This is a genomic window from Hyphomicrobium denitrificans 1NES1, assembly GCF_000230975.2.
Classification (GTDB): Bacteria; Pseudomonadota; Alphaproteobacteria; order Rhizobiales; family Hyphomicrobiaceae; genus Hyphomicrobium_B; species Hyphomicrobium_B denitrificans_A.
This window is the reverse complement of sequence record NC_021172.1, coordinates 733,448-751,749: the sequence shown is the minus strand read 5'-3', so window position 1 is coordinate 751,749 and position 18,302 is coordinate 733,448. Positions and strand designations below refer to the sequence as shown.

At 58.1% G+C, this 18,302-nt stretch carries 14 protein-coding genes and 1 pseudogene; 11 read left to right on the top strand and 4 right to left on the bottom strand.

Annotation, left to right across the window (positions count from 1 at the left end):
- Positions 1 to 284 precede the first annotated feature (284 nt).
- The 7 genes from tkt to HYPDE_RS03410 all read left to right on the top strand — a co-directional run bounded on the left by tkt (position 285) and on the right by HYPDE_RS03410 (position 10,507).
- Complete coding sequence (gene tkt / locus HYPDE_RS03440) at positions 285 to 2,396, top strand: transketolase (RefSeq protein WP_041319903.1); 2,112 nt, start codon at positions 285 to 287, stop codon at positions 2,394 to 2,396.
- Positions 2,393 to 5,221 (top strand): bifunctional transaldolase/phosoglucose isomerase, encoded by a 2,829-nt coding sequence (locus HYPDE_RS03435; RefSeq protein ID WP_015596961.1) that lies wholly within the window; start codon positions 2,393 to 2,395, stop codon positions 5,219 to 5,221. The genes tkt and HYPDE_RS03435 overlap by 4 nt, the downstream gene beginning before the upstream one ends.
- 25 nt (positions 5,222 to 5,246) lie before the next feature.
- Positions 5,247 to 6,293, top strand: a complete 1,047-nt coding sequence (gene gnd / locus HYPDE_RS03430; protein ID WP_015596960.1) for a phosphogluconate dehydrogenase (NAD(+)-dependent, decarboxylating) — start codon at positions 5,247 to 5,249, stop codon at positions 6,291 to 6,293.
- A 4-nt stretch (positions 6,294 to 6,297) separates the two neighbouring features.
- On the top strand, positions 6,298 to 7,914 hold the full coding sequence (gene zwf / locus HYPDE_RS03425; protein WP_015596959.1) for a glucose-6-phosphate dehydrogenase: 1,617 nt from the start codon (positions 6,298 to 6,300) through the stop codon (positions 7,912 to 7,914).
- Entirely contained in the window at positions 7,911 to 8,744 is an 834-nt protein-coding gene (locus tag HYPDE_RS03420) for a Cof-type HAD-IIB family hydrolase (protein ID WP_015596958.1), read from the top strand. Before zwf ends, HYPDE_RS03420 begins: the two co-directional genes overlap by 4 nt.
- A 264-nt stretch (positions 8,745 to 9,008) precedes the next feature.
- Positions 9,009 to 9,749 carry a 6-phosphogluconolactonase gene (pgl, locus tag HYPDE_RS03415; protein WP_015596956.1) on the top strand — a complete coding sequence of 247 codons (741 nt, stop codon included), beginning with the start codon at positions 9,009 to 9,011 and terminating at the stop codon, positions 9,747 to 9,749.
- Positions 9,746 to 10,507: an ROK family protein gene (locus tag HYPDE_RS03410; protein WP_015596955.1), complete on the top strand. Its 762-nt coding sequence runs from the start codon at positions 9,746 to 9,748 to the stop codon at positions 10,505 to 10,507. The genes pgl and HYPDE_RS03410 overlap by 4 nt, the downstream gene beginning before the upstream one ends.
- 684 nt (positions 10,508 to 11,191) lie before the next feature.
- Here HYPDE_RS03410 and HYPDE_RS03405 read toward each other — a convergent pair.
- The gene (locus HYPDE_RS03405) at positions 11,192 to 13,765 is read right to left on the bottom strand and encodes a cation-translocating P-type ATPase (RefSeq protein WP_051112040.1); all 2,574 of its coding nucleotides are present in this window, start codon (positions 13,763 to 13,765) and stop codon (positions 11,192 to 11,194) included.
- 166 nt (positions 13,766 to 13,931) lie between these two features.
- Between HYPDE_RS03405 and HYPDE_RS19530 the strand changes: the two genes are divergently transcribed.
- The gene (locus HYPDE_RS19530; RefSeq protein ID WP_041319899.1) at positions 13,932 to 14,237 is read left to right on the top strand and encodes a hypothetical protein; all 306 of its coding nucleotides are present in this window, start codon (positions 13,932 to 13,934) and stop codon (positions 14,235 to 14,237) included.
- Here the strand turns inward: HYPDE_RS19530 and HYPDE_RS18635 are convergent.
- Both HYPDE_RS18635 and HYPDE_RS18630 read right to left on the bottom strand, forming a co-directional pair.
- Positions 14,227 to 14,463 (bottom strand): annotated as a pseudogene (locus HYPDE_RS18635) (integrase core domain-containing protein); the annotation flags it as partial. The gene HYPDE_RS19530 and the pseudogene HYPDE_RS18635 overlap by 11 nt on opposite strands.
- A gap of 327 nt (positions 14,464 to 14,790) precedes the next feature.
- Positions 14,791 to 15,072, bottom strand: a complete 282-nt coding sequence (locus tag HYPDE_RS18630) for a universal stress protein (protein WP_081625074.1) — start codon at positions 15,070 to 15,072, stop codon at positions 14,791 to 14,793.
- A 589-nt stretch (positions 15,073 to 15,661) separates the two neighbouring features.
- Between HYPDE_RS18630 and HYPDE_RS03385 the strand changes: the two genes are divergently transcribed.
- Positions 15,662 to 15,859: a hypothetical protein gene (locus HYPDE_RS03385; protein WP_144061172.1), complete on the top strand. Its 198-nt coding sequence runs from the start codon at positions 15,662 to 15,664 to the stop codon at positions 15,857 to 15,859.
- Between the two features lie 16 nt (positions 15,860 to 15,875).
- The gene (locus HYPDE_RS03380; RefSeq protein WP_015596947.1) at positions 15,876 to 16,265 is read left to right on the top strand and encodes a hypothetical protein; all 390 of its coding nucleotides are present in this window, start codon (positions 15,876 to 15,878) and stop codon (positions 16,263 to 16,265) included.
- Between the two features lie 743 nt (positions 16,266 to 17,008).
- Here HYPDE_RS03380 and HYPDE_RS03370 read toward each other — a convergent pair.
- A complete protein-coding gene (locus HYPDE_RS03370; RefSeq protein WP_144061171.1) occupies positions 17,009 to 17,401 on the bottom strand; it encodes a hypothetical protein in 393 nt (130 codons plus the stop codon).
- Positions 17,402 to 17,804: 403 nt separating this feature from the next.
- Here HYPDE_RS03370 and HYPDE_RS03365 point away from each other — a divergent pair, with 403 nt between their 5' ends.
- Positions 17,805 to 18,164 carry a hypothetical protein gene (locus tag HYPDE_RS03365; protein ID WP_015596944.1) on the top strand — a complete coding sequence of 120 codons (360 nt, stop codon included), beginning with the start codon at positions 17,805 to 17,807 and terminating at the stop codon, positions 18,162 to 18,164.
- Positions 18,165 to 18,302: the final 138 nt, after the last annotated feature.

Below are 18,302 nucleotides of genomic sequence, written 5' to 3'. Positions count from 1 at the left end.
CGACAGTGCAACCGAAGGCTGGCTTCGGCGCCTGTAACTTGTAAGATGGGAACGAATTTGCCGCGTGTCCGTTTTTCATAGCGGCGCTGCGAAAAGATGGCCCTGCAAACGGACAACCTTAATCCTTATTCACTTTCCCTGACGCTGGTATTTGCACAACATCAGCGCCAACTGACTCTCGAGATCGACGGAGAGATATCAGGCCGACTGCTTTTCACCATTACGAAGAAGGCGACGAGCCAGCCGACTAGACCGCCGGGATTTTAAAAACGCGGGTCGTAGTCATGAGTAGCGGCACAGATAGGAATACGCGGCCAACATCTGGCGATCGATCTATCGACGAACGGTGCATCAACACCATCCGTACATTGTCGATGGATGCGGTGCAGCAGGCCGAATCCGGCCACCCCGGCACCCCTATGGCCTTGGCGCCCGTCATTTACACATTATGGCAACGCTTTCTGCGCTTTGATCCGGATGACGCGTCTTGGCCAAATCGCGACCGCTTCGTGCTGTCCAATGGACATGCGTCGATGCTGCTCTATTCGATGCTGCATCTCACCGGCGTCAAGAATCCCAATAATGGCGAGCAGGTACGTTCCGGCGAGCTCGCGGTTACCATCGGCGACATCAAACGCTTCCGCCAGTTAGACAGTAAATGTCCCGGACATCCTGAGTATCGTCGCACAACGGGTATCGAGGCGACGACCGGGCCTTTGGGTCAGGGCTGTGGGATGAGCGTCGGCATGGCGATCGCAGAGCGTTGGCTGGCGAAGCACTTCAATAAGCCTGACTTCGAGGTGTTCAACTACGACGTTTATGCCTTCTGCGGTGACGGCGACATGATGGAAGGCGTCACGAGCGAAGCTGCCTCGATCGCAGGCCACCTCATGCTCGGGAACCTCTGCTGGATTTACGACAGCAATCGCGTCACGATCGAAGGCCATACGGATCTTGCCTTCAGCGACGACGTTGCGGCGCGCTTCCTTGCCTATGGCTGGAACGTGCATCGCGTCGGTGATGCCAACGACACCGAGCGGATCGCAGACGCGATCGAAACCTTCCGGCGCTCACACGACGTTCCGACCTTGATCATCGTCGACAGCCATATCGGCTATGGCGCACCCCATAAGCAGGATACCAACGCGGCACATGGCGAGCCACTTGGTGTGGAAGAAATTCGTCTGGCGAAGCGCGCCTATGGCTGGCCGGAAGATGCCGAGTTTCTCGTCCCCGATGGTGTGCGTCAGCACTTCAACGCCAGCATCGGCGAACGCGGACGGCGTCTACAAAAGGGCTGGTCGGAACTTATTAAGGCCTACAAATCCAAATACCCCAAGCTCAGCAGAGAAATCGAGCGGTTGCAGAAGCGCGAACTCCCCGACGGATGGGACGCCAATCTGCCAAGCTTCGCTGCTGACCCGAAAGGTCTCGCGACGCGCGATTCCTCCAGCAAGGTCCAGAACGCCATCGCGCGGCATTGTCCCTCACTTATCGGCGGCTCAGCCGATCTTTCACCTTCGACCAAGACGCGCCTTACAATCGAAGCCGCTGGAGACTTCGAGGCCGGCAAGTACGGCGGTCGCAATCTGCATTTCGGAATTCGCGAACACGCGATGGGAACGATTCTAAACGGGCTCGCACTGTCCAATATCCGTGCGTACGGCTCGAGCTTTCTCAACTTTTCGGATTACATGAAGGCGCCCATCCGCCTCGGCGCGCTGATGGAACTGCCAGTCATTTATATCTTCACGCACGATTCAATTGGTCTCGGCGAAGATGGTCCGACGCACCAACCGGTCGAGCAACTCGTCGCGCTGCGAAGCATTCCGGATCTCATTACGCTCCGACCGGCCGACGCCAACGAAGTTGTCGAGGCTTGGCGGGTCGTCGTCGGGCTGAAGCATCAGCCGGCATGCCTCATACTAACCCGGCAGCCTCTCACCACCTTCGACCGCACGATCTACGCCTCTGCCGCCGGCGTTGCTCGCGGCGCCTACGTCATGGCGGATGCCAAACGCGGGAAACCGGCAGTGATCCTGATCGGCACCGGCAGCGAAGTTGCGCTTTGCGCTGACGCCTACGAGGCACTGAACAAAGAGGGTGTCGCGGCTCGTCTTGTCAGCATGCCGTCGTGGGAATTGTTCGAACAGCAGGATCAGGCTTATCGCGACAGCGTGCTGCCGCCCGAAATCAAAGCGCGCGTGTCCGTCGAGGCTGGATCGGTGATCGGTTGGGATCGTTATGTCGGCCCGGGCGGTGCGAGGATCGGCATGCATACCTTTGGCGCCTCCGCGCCGATCAAAGATCTAATGAAGAAATTCGGCTTCACGCGGGAGGCGGTGCTTACCGCGGCGAGACAACAGCTCGGATTGGCTAAGGAGAAGGCCGCATGAATCCGCTGAAACAGCTTGAAGCGCTCGGCCAGTCACTTTGGCTGGATTACATAAAGCGCAGCCTTATCGATAAAGGCGAACTTCGCACACTCGTCGAACGCGATGGCTTGAAGGGTGTTACGTCAAATCCGTCAATCTTCGAGAAAGCTATAGCCGAGACCAATGAATACACCGATGCGTTGAAGCACTTTCAAGTGCAGGCTGATCACAGCATCTCCGCGATCTATGAACATCTTGCATTTGCCGACATTCGGGCGGCCGCTGATGTCCTGCGTCCAGTTTACGACAACACGCACGGCCGCGACGGCTACGTCAGCCTCGAATGTTCGCCCTATCTGGCCAACGATACGGAAGCCACGGTGAGGGAAGCGCTGCGGCTATGTACGGCAGTGGATCGTCCGAACCTGATGGTGAAGGTCCCGGCGACGCCAGCCGGCATACCGGCAATCCGCCAGTTGATCGGCCGCGGACTGAACATCAACATCACGTTGCTCTTTTCCGTGAACGTCTACGAGCAAGTCGTTGAAGCCTATATCTCCGGGCTCGAAGATCTTAAGAAATCTGACGGTGACATTACCAAGGTCGGCAGTGTCGCGAGCTTCTTCGTCAGCCGCATCGACACCGCAGTCGATAAGCAGCTTGATAAGCTTGGTGACAAAGAAGTCGCGGACGAATTGCACGGCAAGGCTGCGATCGCCAACGCGAAACTCGCCTACGTTCAATACAAAGCACTATTCTCTGGTCCACGTTGGGAACGTCTCGCGGCTGCCGGCGCCAAGACACAACGGCTGCTCTGGGCTTCAACCAGCACGAAGAATCCTGCCTACAAGGACACAATGTATGTGGAAGGTCTCGTCGGTCGAGATACCGTGAACACCATGCCGCCGGCAACGATAGATGCGTTCCGAGACCACGGCCAAGCGACACCCGACGCCATAGAACAAGACGTATCGGGCGCACGTGCGGTGCTCGCGGCGCTAGAAAAGCACGGCATTTCGTTAAAGGACGTCACGGATGAGTTGGTCACCGATGGCGTGCAATTGTTCGCGGAGGCGTTTGACAAATTGTTTGGCGCCATCGCGCGCAACCGCCATGCGCTGACCGACGGCAAACGTGCGGATCTGGAAATCGTTCCGGGATTCCCGGAAATGAAGTCGGCTTACGAAAATGAACTCGAGGTCTGGCGCAAGAATGGATTCATTCGGCGCTTTTGGGCTGGCGACAAATCACTCTGGACGGGGGCAGACGAGGATAAGTGGCTCGGCTGGCTAGATATCGTTGGCCACGAGCTCGCCGGTGTCGGCCTATTGCAAGGCTTCGCGGCCGATGTAAAGCAGCGCGATTTCACCGACGTCGTTCTACTTGGCATGGGCGGCTCGAGCTTGGGTCCGGAAGTCTTGAGCGAGACGTTCGGCCAGCAGACAGGCTGGCCGCATTTTCACATGCTGGACAGCACAGATCCCGCGCAGATCAAAGCGATTGAGCGCGCAATCGACCTCGGCAAGACGCTCTTCATTGTCTCCTCAAAATCTGGCAGCACGCTAGAGCCAAACATTTTCATGGACTATTTTTTCGAACGCGTCGGCGTTGTACGCGGCAAGCATAAGGCCGGCGATCAATTCGTCGCCGTAACCGACCCCGGATCGTCGCTGGAGCGTCGCGCTAAGCAACTCGGCTTTGCCCATATCTTCTACGGCGTGCCCTCAATCGGTGGCCGCTACTCCGTATTGTCGAAGTTCGGTCTGGTGCCGGCGGCGGCGATGGGGCTCGATGTCAAACGGCTTCTTGAGACGGCGCTGTTCATGGAACGCGCCTGCGGCTCTGACGTGCCGCCTTCCGAGAATTCCGGTGTAAAACTCGGCATCGCGCTCGGCATTGCGGCAACGAGCTTCGGCCGCAACAAGGTGACAATCATTGCTTCACCGGAAATCGCCGATTTGGGGGCGTGGCTGGAACAGCTTCTGGCGGAAAGCACAGGCAAGCACGGTTGCGGCCTCATTCCACTGGCCGATGAACCGCCGAACACACCGGATCATTACGGCAGTGACCGCTTCTTTGCATATCTGGAACTGGATGGGCGAGCGGCTCAATCACAACAGGATGCTGTGGCGGCACTTGAGAAGGCCGGCCATCCGATTGCAAAAATCCACGTCAAGGATATCTGGCACATCGGACAGGAATTCTTCCGTTGGGAGATCGCCACCGCCGTTGCTGGCAAGATCATCGGCATCGACCCATTCGATCAGCCGGACGTCGAGGCGAGCAAAGTCAAGTCGAGCGCGCTAACTGAAGTCTACGAGAAATCGCACAGCCTGCCGAAGGAAGAACCGGTATTTCGTGAAAATGGCGTCGCCCTCTACGCCGATCCGCGCAACGCCGCAGAACTCGGTCGACACAACACACTGGCGGGATATTTGAAAAGCCATTTCGGGCGCATGAAGGCTGGCGACTATGTGGCTCTGCTACCTTACATCCAGCGCGATGAGATACACACGCGAGCAATGACTGCCATGCGCACGCGCATCCGCGACAAGACGCACGCAGCCACCTCCCTCGGCTTCGGACCTCGCTTCCAGCATTCAACCGGACAAGCCTACAAGGGCGGGCCGAATTCCGGTGTATTTCTGCAGGTCACCTGCGATGACCCGTCCGACATCGACGTTCCCGGTCATTCCTACAGCTTCGGTATCGTGAAGGCGGCCCAAGCGCGTGGCGATCTCGATGTGCTTGTCGAACGGAACCGGCGTGCACTGCGCGTTCACGTCAAGGACGTCGATGCAGGCCTTGTTGAGCTGGCTCGCGCCATCGATGAAGCGCTGGAGTAGCGATATTTTGTAAGGAGTGACGCAAATGGAAATCGGCGTGGTCGGTCTGGGCCGCATGGGTGGCAACATCTCTCGTCGGTTGATGAAGGCGAGTCACCACTGTGTTGTGTTCGATGCCGACGAAAAACCGCGCGTGGCGCTGGCTAAGGAGGGCGCCACAGTGGTTCAATCACTTGAGGATTTGGGCGAGACGCTCAAGGAGCGGCCACGCGCCGTCTGGGTTATGTTACCCGCCGGCCGAATAACCGAGGAGACTGTCGAACGCCTCGGCGGCCTGCTGGAACCGAACGACATTATTATCGATGGCGGCAACTCCTTTTATAAAGACGACATTCGGCGCGCGAAGAAATTGGCCGAGAAGAGCATCCGCTATGTTGATTGCGGCACATCTGGCGGTGTGTGGGGTATCGAACGCGGCTATTGCATGATGATCGGTGGTCCGAAGGAGGTTATCGATCATCTCGACCCAATCTTCGCAGCGCTTGCTCCAGGTTTGGGCGACATCACGCGCACACCGGGCCGAGCGAAAGGAGATCCGCGTGCGGAGCGTGGCTATATTCATGCGGGTCCATCTGGAGCTGGACACTTCGTCAAGATGGTGCACAACGGCATCGAGTACGGATTGATGCAAGCCTACGCCGAGGGCTTCGACATTCTGCACAACAAGGACTCGAAGGACCTACCCGACGATGAGCGCTTCGTTCTCAACATGCCGGACATCGCGGAGGTCTGGCGGCGCGGCAGCGTCATATCATCCTGGCTGCTCGATCTCAGCGCCGCGGCGTTAGCGAAGGACGCGCAGCTGCAGAATTTCTCCGGCTTCGTCCAGGATTCCGGCGAGGGCCGATGGACCGTAGAGGCCGCGATTGAGGAAGCGGTCCCGGCAGAGGTGCTCTCGACGGCGCTTTATGCCCGCTTCCGGTCGCGGCAGGATCATACCTTCGGGGAAAAGATCCTTTCGGCGATGCGCTTCGGCTTTGGTGGCCACATCGAGGGCAGCGAGCCCATTGCCCCCGAAACAAGGACAAAGAAATTGCAGGGACGCGCGGCATCACAAAACCCAGCGGAGTAGATCGATGTCCGTCAAAGCTCCGGTCCGAACGCACCATGCTGCGCAGCTCATTCAATGCCCACCGGCTCGGAAACCCAAGCCGACAGATCCTTGCGTCATGGTGATCTTTGGCGCTTCCGGTGACCTCACCAAACGCCTAGTGATTCCCGCGCTTTACAATCTCTCGCGCACTAGGGCGTTGCCGGAGAAATTCGCGCTGATCGGCGTGGCGCGGACACCGGAAACTTCGGAAAGTTGGCGCGATTACCTTTACGATACTCTGAAAAGCTATGTCGGAAATCCTGTGACCGATTTTGATATCGATCACATCGACGAGGCTGCGTGGCAGCGGCTTGCGGAGAAAATGTCGTATATCCAGGGCGATCTGACCAAGCCCGAATTGTACGAAGCGCTTCGTGGTTCTCTTCAAGATGCCGAAAAGGAGCATGGAACCAATGGCAACGCCATCTTCTACCTCGCAGTTGCCGATCGTCTCTTCGGTACCGTTGTGGACCACCTCGGCGAGGCGAAACTCACCAATCAAAATGAGAATCAAGATGGGAAGCAGCGGTTCTGGCGTCGCGTGGTCGTCGAGAAGCCATTCGGGCATAGCCTGGACTCGGCAGGCGCGTTGAACACGCAAATCCTGCGCACATTGCACGAAGATCAAATTTTTCGCATCGATCACTTCCTGGGTAAGGACACCGTCCAGAGTATCATGGCATTCCGTTTCGGCAACGGGCTGTTTGAACCGATTTGGAATCGCGATCGGATCGACCATGTACAGATCACCGCGGCGGAAACGGTGGGCGTCGAGCAGCGCGGCGCATTCTACGAGGTGACTGGCGCCCTGCGCGACATGATTCCCAATCACGTGTTCTCATTGCTCTCGATGGTGGCCATGGAGCCCCCCACGGGTTTCGATGCCCGCGCAATCCGCTCGAAGAAGGCCGATGTGCTTGCCGCAATGCCTGCCGTCGAACCAGCTTGCGCTGCGCGGGGCCAATACGGAGCCGGAAACGTACTGGACAAGAAGGTCAAATCCTATCGACAAGAGCCACACGTGGCGACGGACTCGAACGTCGAAACTTATGTCGCCATGAAGCTCGAAGTCGATAACTGGCGTTGGGCCGGAGTGCCGTTTTACGTCCGAACCGGCAAGCACTTGTCGAACCGAAAAACTGAAATTGCAATCTGCTTTAAGCAAGCGCCCTACACCGCGTTCCAATACACGCCGGTTGATGCCCTGCGACCCAACTGGCTGGTGCTGCGTATCGCGCCAGACGAAGGCATATCCTTGCAGTTCGAGGTCAAGCGGCGCGGGCCGGTCGTAGACCTCGCCGCCGTCAAGATGGACTTCCACTATAACGACTGGTTTCCGAAGGAGCCGAACGTCGGCTATGAGACGCTGCTCTACGATGTGATGATCGGCGATCCGACTCTCTTCATGCGTGACGACATGGTGGAACACGGCTGGCGCATTGTGCAGCCGGTGCTTGATGCCTGGGCAGCAAAGAAGGCTGATTTTCCGAATTACGATTCCGGTAGCGACGGCCCAATGGCCGCCGACGAATTATTGCGGCGTGACGGAGGTCGTGCGTGGCGGCCGGTCGGCCTGGGTTCAGAGTGCGCTAAGCCATGAGCAGGGATCGAGCCATCCGCCTTCTGCTGGCGGACGTCGATGGCACGCTCGTTACCCGCGAGAAGGTGTTGACCGACGCGGCAAAGGCAGCTGTCCGCGAACTGCACGATGCCGGTATCGCATTTGCCGTAACCAGTGGTAGGCCGCCGCGCGGCATGGCGATGTTGATCGCGCCATTGGCATTGCAGACGCCGGTCGCTGGCTTCAACGGCGGCGTCTTTGTCAATCCTGATCTCTCAGTGATCAAGAGCCACACGCTCGATCCGGCGACAGCGAAGCAGGCTGTTACACTTATTCTCGACCAAAGGCTCGACGCATGGGTCTACACGGAAAACGAGTGGTTGGTCCGCGATCCGAACGCACCGCACGTGGCACGCGAGGCGTGGACGGTCAAGTTCGACGCCACGGTGGTGGAATCGTTCACTAACGTGCACTTAGCCCACACTGTGAAAGTCGTTGGAGTCTCGAACGATCTGGACCGCGTCGCCGAATGCGAGAAGCTGGCACAGCGCACGCTGGGCGAGAGAGCGAGCGCAGAGCGCTCGCAGCCGTACTATCTCGATGTTACCCACCCACTGGCCAACAAGGGAACAGTGGTGGACACCTTATCCAAATTTCTCAACACCCCACCCGCCCAGATCGTCTCAATCGGGGACATGCCGAATGACGTTTTGATGTTCCGCAAAACCGGCGCGTCCATCGCAATGGGCAATTCCAGCGACGAAGTGAAAGCACAGGCGAGCGCCGTCACCGAGAGTAATGAGAACGAAGGCTTCGCCAAAGCAGTGCAAAAATTTGTTCTGGCTCGGGTCAGCACAAGACGTGCGTGACAGGTATGCCGCGACGCCTGCCTCGAAGGAGCGCGTGATGCATAAAACTTCCAGAGTCTCGTCAGGCGAACGCGTCGCCAGAAGTACTCGGCGAAATGCCGTATCCGGCATAGCATCCCTGACCGGCGTAAAGCGACAAAGGGCGATTAAAGTCGCTCCGTCGATCTTGTTGGTGGAATTCGGACATCTTGTCGATGAAGTTCGTGCCGGCGAAGTGGCAGCCATCCCCAATGCGAATTGTTCGCCGGACACGAGGGGGCGCCCTTGATCAATCCGTTTGAAGCGAAGTTGGAAACTCTCGCAAATGCGGAGGCGTTATCGCATCGTGTTGCGGACTGGCTGCTCGAAATGGCGACTGCAAAACACGCAATCTTCGCCATCAACTTGTCCGGAGGTTCGACGCCACGGCGACTCTATGAACGTCTCGCGGGACCACCCTATCGCGATACCTTCCCGTGGTCTCGAACGCACTGGTTCTGGGGCGATGAGCGATTTGTGCCTCACGATGATGCACGAAGTAACTACCGCATGGTACGGGAGGCGTTGCTTTCGCGGGTGCCGATCCCTGCCGTCAACGTCCATCCCATTCCGACCGAAGGCATCACCCCCGAATCGGCAGCGTCCGCTTATGAGCGCCAACTCAAATCCTTCTACGGTGCGGAACGCCTCGATCCGGCTCGACCACTCTTCGACGTCACGCTTCTCGGTCTGGGGCCGGACGGCCATACAGCTTCGTTGTTTCCGGGGACGGCTGTACTCGTGGAGCAGACCCATTGGGTTGCCGCCGTCGTTGGTGTCAAATCAGAGACACGCATTACCCTCACCTATCCGGCTCTCGAGAGCAGTCAGAATGTTGCCTTCCTGGTTGAAGGACGGGAGAAGCGCGCGATCTTGAAGCGGCTTTGCCGAGGCGACGACAGCCTACCGGCGGCGCGTCTCAGACCAGTCGGTATGCTGTGCGTCTTCACAGACCAAGCGGCCATTGAGGGTGCAAATGAAATATGAGTGACGTCAGCGGCAAGGAAAAAGCGACCGGAACCGGCCCAAACACGTTGGCGATCGATGTCGGCGGCACGGGGCTCAAGGCATCGGTTCTAGATGAGGCTGGTCGGATGCTCGTCAAGAGGGTTCGCGTCGCGACGCCTTATCCGTGCCATCCTGAAATTCTGTTGAACGCGATCGCCGAACTGACCGCACCGCTTCCTCCCAGCGAGCGCATCTCCATCGGCTTTCCGGGAGTGGTCCGCAGCGGCAAAATTCTGACGGCGCCGCATTTCGATGTCCAAACTTGGCGCGACTATCCATTGGAGAAGGCCTTATCGCGCCGCTTCGGCAAGCCGGCACGTCTCCTCAACGACGCGGACGTGCAGGGCCTGGGGATCGTCGCGGGGCGTGGGCTCGAAGTCGTCCTGACGCTCGGTACGGGCATCGGCAGCGCGGTGTTCGACAACGGTATGCTGGCGCCCCACCTCGAACTCGCCCATCATCCGATACACAAGGACGAGACCTATAACGACTACATTGGCGCCGAGGCCCGTCGCGCACATGGCCTCGAGAAATGGAATCGCCGCGTGCTCCGTACGATCGATATCGTCTATTCCTTACTTCATTACGACCTCTTGTATCTCGGTGGCGGAAACTCTGCCGATGTCGATATCGATAATTTACCCGACCACGTCCGTATTGCTTCCAACGATGCCGGCATCACGGGCGGTATCCGCCTCTGGGATGAAAAAGTCTGGCAAGCCGTCCGCAACGACTGACATCAACCTCTTCACGTCGCCGAGCGACGAGCGTCTGCACAACGAACGGTGCGCTGAGTTTTATGGGCACTACGGAAGCATATCCGCATCATTCTCCCAAATAGAACTCAAGCACAAATTTTTCTATGCACCGCAATATCTGAAGAACTACTCCGCAACCAATCTTTTGCGGATGCGGCGGCACCAAGCCATTTGGAGAAACGGGGCACGCCACGAACCCTAGAAGATTTGACCAAACATGATTGTCTAGGTTTTTGTGGTCACGCGGCATGGCCGGATTGGCCGCCAATCGTCTGCGTGCGACCGTCCATCCATCCGAAAGCAGTCGGGCTGTCGTATCGCTTGACACACAGACCGGGAATCCCGTCCGTGCCAGTTCGGTCCGACAATCGCGAAGATTTGCGCGCTGGTATCTGTCGTTCTCTTGCCCAGCACAGCTCCATGCGACCACGAGCAACATAGCTTTAACCCTGGTGGCGCTCCACGTCGGCGGCGTGATTTTTGCCAGTATCGAACACGGCGAAAACCTTGCGCGGGGCCATGATAACCGGTTGGAAACGCGCTGCCTGATGAGCGTAACAATGCCTCGTCGCGGACATTTCTGACAAAGCAGCGCGAATATTCGTAAATGGCGTGCATTTCGTTGGGTACGTTTCTGCTATGGTTCCTGACAAGCCGAGCAGATCAGAACCGCAGCAGGTCGCGCCAGAATCTCTTGGCGAGTTCAAGCACGAGAAGAATGCTTACAGCAACACCCAGTGTCAGACTGAGATCGTCCCAGTGCAGCGGGCCGAAACTGAACAGCTCTCGCACAGCCGGTACCGACAGGCTGAGACCAAGAACGGTGGCGACTGCGAAGAGGATCCATCCAAGCATGAGGTTCGGGCGTCGGATCGCCGTGACGAGAGACGTGCTGAAGGATCTGTTGATCAAGATCAGACTCCCGATACAGAGGACCAGCGAGAAGAAGGTCAGTGCACGCACTTCGTCGGCGGGCATGCCACGCACCGACGCGACGATAAAGATCGCGCTGACTAATACCAACACCAGCGAGCCCTGCAGAATACTCCAAACAACGAGCGGCCAGGAAAACAATGGTTCCGCCGGCGGTCGGGGCGGCCGGCGCATGACGTCCTCCTCCTCGGCTTCGGCCTCAAAGACCAGCGTGCAGACCGGATCGATGACCATCTCTAGGAAGGCGATGTGGATCGGGCTAAAGATGATAGGCAGGCCGAAGATCAGCGGCAGGAGCGCGAGCCCGGCGATGGGCACGTGCACGGCGAAGATGAAGCCCATCGCCTTGCGCAGGTTGTCGTAAATGCGCCGCCCAAGCCGGATAGCAGTAACGATTGAACCGAAGTCGTCGTCGAGCAATACGATCGCAGAGGCTTCACGCGCAACATCCGTACCGCGGCCGCCCATGGCGATGCCGATATGAGCCGCCTTGAGCGAAGGTGCGTCGTTGACGCCGTCGCCGGTCATCGCGACGATTTCGTCGTCGGCCTTCAGCGCTTGAACAATGCGCAGCTTCTGTTCCGGCATGATGCGAGCGAAGATGGTCGCCGTCCGTGCCCTATCCTGCAGGTCACAGTCGGCGAGATTCTCTATCATCTCGCCGCTCAGTACAGCACCGTCACCGTCGAGACCGGCTCGATGCGCGATCGCTCGGGCCGTCGCCGGATAGTCGCCGGTGATCATGACGACGCGGATGCCGGCGGAGCGGCAGTCGCTCACGGCCTGCGGCACGCTCGTCCGCAGGGGATCGGCGAGGCCGACAAGCCCCAGAAATGAGAAGGCGAAGCCTCGCGGAGTCTCCGGAAACTGCTCGCCCTCATGGGTTGCTTTTGCGATACCCAGGACGCGCAGCCCATTCGCCGCCATCGCATCAACAGTTTGCCTGACAGTAGAGTAATGCGCATCGCCAAGACGGCAGAGATCGGCGATGGTTTCCGGAGCGCCCTTGGCCGCGACGGTGAACGCGGCCTTGCGTGCGTCCGCTCGCCAGGCCTGGGTGACGGCAAGTAGATCGGGCCGCAGTCCATAGCTGCGTGCAAGCGACCAACCCGTCTTCGCTGTTATGGAACCATCCACGATCCGCTCTCTAGCGAAGTCATGGAATGCTTTCTCCATCGGATCGAAGGGTTCAGGCGCGCTGGCAAGAAGGCCGTACAAAGCCAGCGCCTGCGCGTCCGCCGGCAGGATTGGGTTCGACGCTTCGTTCCGGGAAAACGTGTCACCGCTTCTCGGCCACAGCTCGGCGATCGACATCCGGTTCTCGGTCAAGGTGCCAGTCTTATCGGTGCACAGCACCGTCGCCGAGCCCAGCGTCTCAATGGCCGCAGCACGGCGCGTCAGCACGCGGGCGCGCGAAATCCGCCACGCGCCCATGGCCATGAATACGGTCAGCACCACCGGGAACTCTTCGGGCAGCATGGACATGCCGATAGTGATGGCGGCGAGCACGGCTTCGAGCCAGCCGCCGCGCAGCATGCCGTAGAGCACCAGGGCGGCAAGACTGACTAGCCCGCCGCCGATAGCGGAGAGGCGCACGAGACGCGCGGTCTGAGTGCGTAGGCGCGGCGGTTCCATCTCGAGAACGCTTAGCGATTGGCCGATCTTTCCTATTTCGCTCTTCAGTCCAATAGCAAAGACCTCGACAACACCGCTGCCGCGCACGATCAGCGAGCCGGAATAGACATAAGGAAGGTCATCGCCTCCCGGCCTGATACTCGACGGTGGCTTGCCTGTCAGAATCGCCTTGCGAACGGGCACAGACTCGCCCGTCAGCAACGACTCGTCGGCTTGCATGTCCTGGCATTGCAGAACTGTGGCGTCGGCCGGAACACGGTCTCCCTCGGCGAGAACGACGATGTCGCCACGCACCACCTCCCGGCCCGGAATGCGGCGGTGAGCGCCGTCCCGGATCACCAGCGCTCGCGGGCTGGTCAGATCGCGCAGCGCCTCCAGGACATGTTCGGTGCGCGTTTCCTGGACCACCGTGATCACCACCGACATACTCGCGAAGGCGAGTAGGATGAGAGCCTCTTGCAAATCACCGAGCAGGAGATAAATCGCACCACCAGCGAGCAGCAGCACCAGCATCGGCTCGCGCAGAACCTCCAGCACGATGCCGAGCGGAGTCCGATGCCCCTGGCGCGGAAGCTCGTTGAAGCCTTCCGCCTTCAGCCTCTTGCCAGCCTCATCCTCGCTGAGGCCCTGAAAGTGGAAGGAGGGAGCGTCTTCAACCGGATTGTCCAAAACACCCTCCTTGCGCGTGGAGGCGGAGCCCCGTCGTTCAGAGCCTTCCCGCGCGGTCCGCGCTTCCACATTAATCCCGCCCAAATGACTGGATCCAAGTCAAGGTGCGAACGATGTACTCGCGGCGTGCCGTAGTCGAATTGAAGAAATACCTCGAATCGATCCAGTGAGCGCATTGGCGGGACTTGGCAGCGTCGGCGGCTTCGCCGGTGCCGATCTCGCCGGCAACGGCCCGGACGGCTTCTACGTCCGCACCGCCTTCGCCGCAACCGCGGGTGGCCTCGCCGCAGAGATCACAGGAGGCAAGTTCTCTAACGGCGCCATCACCGCCTCATTCGCTCGTCTCTTTAATGATGAGAGGGGGCTGTCTGGAACGCAAAGCGGTATTGACGAACGCGCATTCGAAGCCCGGACTGAAGGCACTGGGTTGGGACATCCCGACTACGATATTCTGGAGTTTGCAGCGTCGTGAAGATCTCGCCATTGAGAAGCTCGTCGCGGAACTTCGAGTTCAGCCTTTCGCAATAGCCATTCCCCCAAGGGCTTCCCGGTTCGATGTAGAGCGTCTCGACGCCGATCCGGCCGAGCCACTCACGCACGCTGATCGCAATAAATTCTGGGCCGTTGTCGGAGCAAACGTGCTCAGGCGGTCCGTGTGCGACGAAGAGGTTGGCCAGACAGTGGAGCACGTCATCGGAAATATTATGGCAAATGTAGCAAAGTCAGATGTAGGCCGCAGGTACGATTATTTCTGGAAGTATCTGCCGGGATCTTGCTAAGAGCCACTTGCCAATCAACCGCTTGGAGCGGTCTGCACTACTCTAACACGCGGGCCGAAAGGCTTGCGAAACTTTGAACTAGAGCGGACTATGAAATTTATAGCTGACACCTCGATTGCTCCACCAAGGGAGATCTGACTTGGACGCATCCGAGTCAGTGTGATGCGATAGCTCAGAAATGAGCCGCGTGCGCAGATCTTCGTCGATCGACACGCCTGTCACCTTTCTCTCATTGTGGTCGCCTTTTTACCGGCAAATCAGTACCGAAATCGTGCTTTGTGTAACGACGCGATGAGCTTGGCTGCCGAGCATTAAGCGCATAAGCCCTCTGTGACCGTGGGAAGCCGTAACGATTAGATCACAACCGCACTTTTGTGCCGTTGAGACGATCCCCTCTGCTGGAAACTGATCTTTACGGATACCCGATCGCAATCGGATGCCATCCACCGCACCATGATGAAAAATACGGTGCCCTCCATTGACATGTCTCAATGTCCTGGGAGGTGGCAGACCTATCTGCTCAACCATCGATGGATGCGTGATAGAGTGAGCTGGGTAACATGAAGCTAAAGAGCAAAATCGTCGCCGTGGGTATCGTCGTCTTACTGGCTGTGGCAGGTGCTTTCGCCGAGGCTGACGCCCGCAGTCCCGGACATAGTGCCGGCGGTCACAGCTTTGCGCGGAGCGTCGGCCGTCCGAGTGTTGGAATGCGAAGTTTCCGAGGTCGGGGCGCCAGCGTTCACAGGTTTACCAATCGCAATTTTCGCGGACGCCAAGTCTTCAGGGGGCGTAATTTCCGGCGTCACGGCCGTTGGAATCGGCGCTATTATTATGGTTGGTATGGCTATCCATATTACTATGGCAATAATTGCGCGTGGATTTATCAACGCGCGCTCGTAACCGGCAGCGCGTACTGGTGGAATCGCTACTACGATTGCATCGGATATTAAGACGCGAACGCAGGGGTGCGGCAACGAGCCGATACATGCGGTGGGCGGCGGAGACAAAAGCATAAAATTATAATCTGTGCACTTAGACTAACGGCATGCGGGCGTCCGCTTTGAAAGGTCCGGTAAAGAATGACGGGCCGAACGTCGAGGTGGACGTCTATTCTTTTATGACCACGACGCCAAACGTTTTGACGGACAGCATCAATCACGAACGCATGCTGGTGCTGCCGTCGAAAGAAGACGAGTTCGAAACGTGGCTTTCGGGAACGCCCGCGGAAGCCTTTGCTCTCGCGCGTAGCTTTGATCCGGCCGCAATGCGGATTGTTCAGAGCGGCTTCGATAAGGAAGACTTGCTGGCGGCGTAAGAGAGGGGGTGTCTGAATGACCGTGTCATCCCGCAAGGATTTCTTCAAAGAACATTTTGTCTATATGGTGCGGCAGCTACTCGGCACGCGTAACCGTTTGGCAAATGGGCAGTCTGACACTATTGTTTCCAACGCGTTGATCGAATCCAATTGCATCACCGCGCGGGCGCTAATTGATTTTTTCAACGATAAGGACGGCGCAAAAGCATCAGAATTTACAGATGCAACCTATTCAACTTGGCTCAATGGCAAAGTGCCGTCGCATTTGGTCAAGAGGCTGAGTACGCAAATAGCCCACCTAACAATGGTCCGTACCGATGTCGAAGTTCAAAAACTCGACGGCGCAGCTCGTGAGACGATCTTTAATGCCTGTGGGATGAAATTCAGAGCTTCAAGCAACATTTAAAGAACGACCACCCTTGGCCTTCTGATCTGCTGATACCAATGATTCAAATGTCGCCAAGTTCGCCAAGCGCTACCGACCATATCACCGTCTTACAATCCACCGGCCGCCTAGAGGGGCACGCTCGCAAGCCTCGAGGGCTGCTATGAATAATAGGAGTTAAACGAAGGAGATTCGCACATGCAAAACCTCGACGTCCTTCGATTTGCACTTGCAGGCGGAATCTACGGGGCAGTTTGTGTTGGCTTGGCGACAGTCTGCTCACTTCTCGGCGTGCCTGGTTTCAAACCCTTTACGGACTTGCTCCAGCAATTTTACGGATTCTATGGGTATTCCGTTTCGAGCGTGGGAATTGCTGTCGGCGCCTTCTGGGGTCTCGTTGAAGGATTCGTTCATTTCGGAGTTTTCGCCTGGCTCTATAATCTACTTTTGAGGAGAAGCTGATCTGACGGCCCCATGCAGGTGAGCGCCGCGTAATCGAAAGTTTCAAGCGCGGGCGGGAAGGGCTTGGCCCAACCAAGCCCCCAGCCAAAGGACAAAGCGATCGACAGCTGACTTTACAATTCTCGACACAGTCAGCCGCGATCGGATTTACCCGACGGATAAAAGCGCATAAGTCCCACCTGGCGTTCTCCGCTCAACGCCCAGAGAAGTTGCAATACGATCACCGCCGCAACGCCGTATCCAAGCCAGGCGTGAATAAGACCGAAAAAGGACGGCACTCCTCCGCTGCCGTCGATCGCAACTTATCGCATTAGGTTAAGTGCTGTTTCGGGCGTTCCATGAGCCGGCGTTGCGGAAGAGCAGCGGATCTCGGGTACAAGCCAGGCTGTCACGCCTGGACCGAGCAACTGCAGGGTGAAGACCCTGCCGTTCTTGAATCGCACGCAGTCGCGGTGGAGCGAGCCTTCGCCTTGGACGAACGTGGCCTCTTCGGTCTCGCCAACGTTTGCCATGGCCTGCACGCCTTCGGGTATGTGCGACAGTTTCAATTTGGTGTCGCATGCCATGCAGATCGCGACAGCGGAATCGCCTGGGCTGATGAAGCCGACGCTACTGCTCGGAAATCTGCTGCTGACATATTCCTCACCCTCGCGGGCTGGTCGGCTTTGATACATTTCAAGAGAATAATCGCACATAACCAACTCCATCATTTTGGCGGACGGACGCGCCCCGCAGCAACGGTCGTAGCAACTAGAAGCAGGATTCAGAGAGACCCCCGCTTACCAAGCGTAGGTAGAATGACCATGCTTCCTGCGTGCGCCATTCAGAGAACAATTCTGAGAATCAACAATTACCAAACGCGCGCGTTCCCGGCGCCCGCATTACAAATACGCGCAACGCCAATCATCGCGCGAATAGATCCCGGCGTTTGTGCGAAATTCCGATTTCTGCAGCAAAAAACTGGCTGGACTTCCGATGAAAAGGACGCGTTAGTGTCGACGTCTGCGCCGCACGTTCCATTTTCTCCAAGCCGCAGAAGCAGTCCACCGGTAGGTCAAGGATTTACCGGTTCTTGATTCCGCGAGTCGGCCAAGCACGATGATCGAAAGTAGCGACAACGACTTTCACAAGGCCGATTTCCTGCCGCAGCTCCGGGCGTTGACGCGTTATCTTCCGGCTCTGGAAAGCCCTGACTTCCACGCTGGCGAGGGCCGAGGCTTTTCTCGGAGGCGGGAGGGGGCGCGGGAGGCGGCGCCGCCGGCGCCTTCGAGCCGTTCGACCACCCCTTCGCTGCTGTCCGAGGGGGCGCGGGAGGGGCTGACCCACCATCCACCCAAGGCAACGAAGGTCGTGACATTGATGATGTCACGTTACATCCCCTGCTTGCAGCGCAAGTTCTGCGCATTCGTGCCGATACCCAGCGGCATGTCCGTCGTCTCCGCCCGCCCCGATCTGTAGACATCTTCCAACCAACGGGTGGCTCCGGATCGCGAGGGGCGGGAATGTTGCATGTTTGCCATCCCGGGTTTCGGCATTGGCGTGTATGACTGCACGGGTTCAGGGATAATTTCACGGGTGGCATTCAACGCACAAAAG

What these genes read in the sequence shown, in the direction of transcription:
- HYPDE_RS03420 (WP_015596958.1), top strand. Translation starts at nt 7,911, where the DNA reads ATGAGCAGGGATCGAGCCATCCGCCTTCTGCTGGCGGACGTCGATGGC.
- HYPDE_RS03370 (WP_144061171.1), bottom strand. Translation starts at nt 17,401, where the DNA reads ATGTGCGATTATTCTCTTGAAATGTATCAAAGCCGACCAGCCCGCGAG.
- HYPDE_RS03385 (WP_144061172.1), top strand. Translation starts at nt 15,662, where the DNA reads ATGACCACGACGCCAAACGTTTTGACGGACAGCATCAATCACGAACGC.
- HYPDE_RS03365 (WP_015596944.1), top strand. Translation starts at nt 17,805, where the DNA reads ATGATCGAAAGTAGCGACAACGACTTTCACAAGGCCGATTTCCTGCCG.
- HYPDE_RS18630 (WP_081625074.1), bottom strand. Translation starts at nt 15,072, where the DNA reads ATGGTTGAGCAGATAGGTCTGCCACCTCCCAGGACATTGAGACATGTC.
- HYPDE_RS03380 (WP_015596947.1), top strand. Translation starts at nt 15,876, where the DNA reads ATGACCGTGTCATCCCGCAAGGATTTCTTCAAAGAACATTTTGTCTAT.
- zwf (WP_015596959.1), top strand. Translation starts at nt 6,298, where the DNA reads ATGTCCGTCAAAGCTCCGGTCCGAACGCACCATGCTGCGCAGCTCATT.
- HYPDE_RS03435 (WP_015596961.1), top strand. Translation starts at nt 2,393, where the DNA reads ATGAATCCGCTGAAACAGCTTGAAGCGCTCGGCCAGTCACTTTGGCTG.
- HYPDE_RS03410 (WP_015596955.1), top strand. Translation starts at nt 9,746, where the DNA reads ATGAGTGACGTCAGCGGCAAGGAAAAAGCGACCGGAACCGGCCCAAAC.
- tkt (WP_041319903.1), top strand. Translation starts at nt 285, where the DNA reads ATGAGTAGCGGCACAGATAGGAATACGCGGCCAACATCTGGCGATCGA.
- gnd (WP_015596960.1), top strand. Translation starts at nt 5,247, where the DNA reads ATGGAAATCGGCGTGGTCGGTCTGGGCCGCATGGGTGGCAACATCTCT.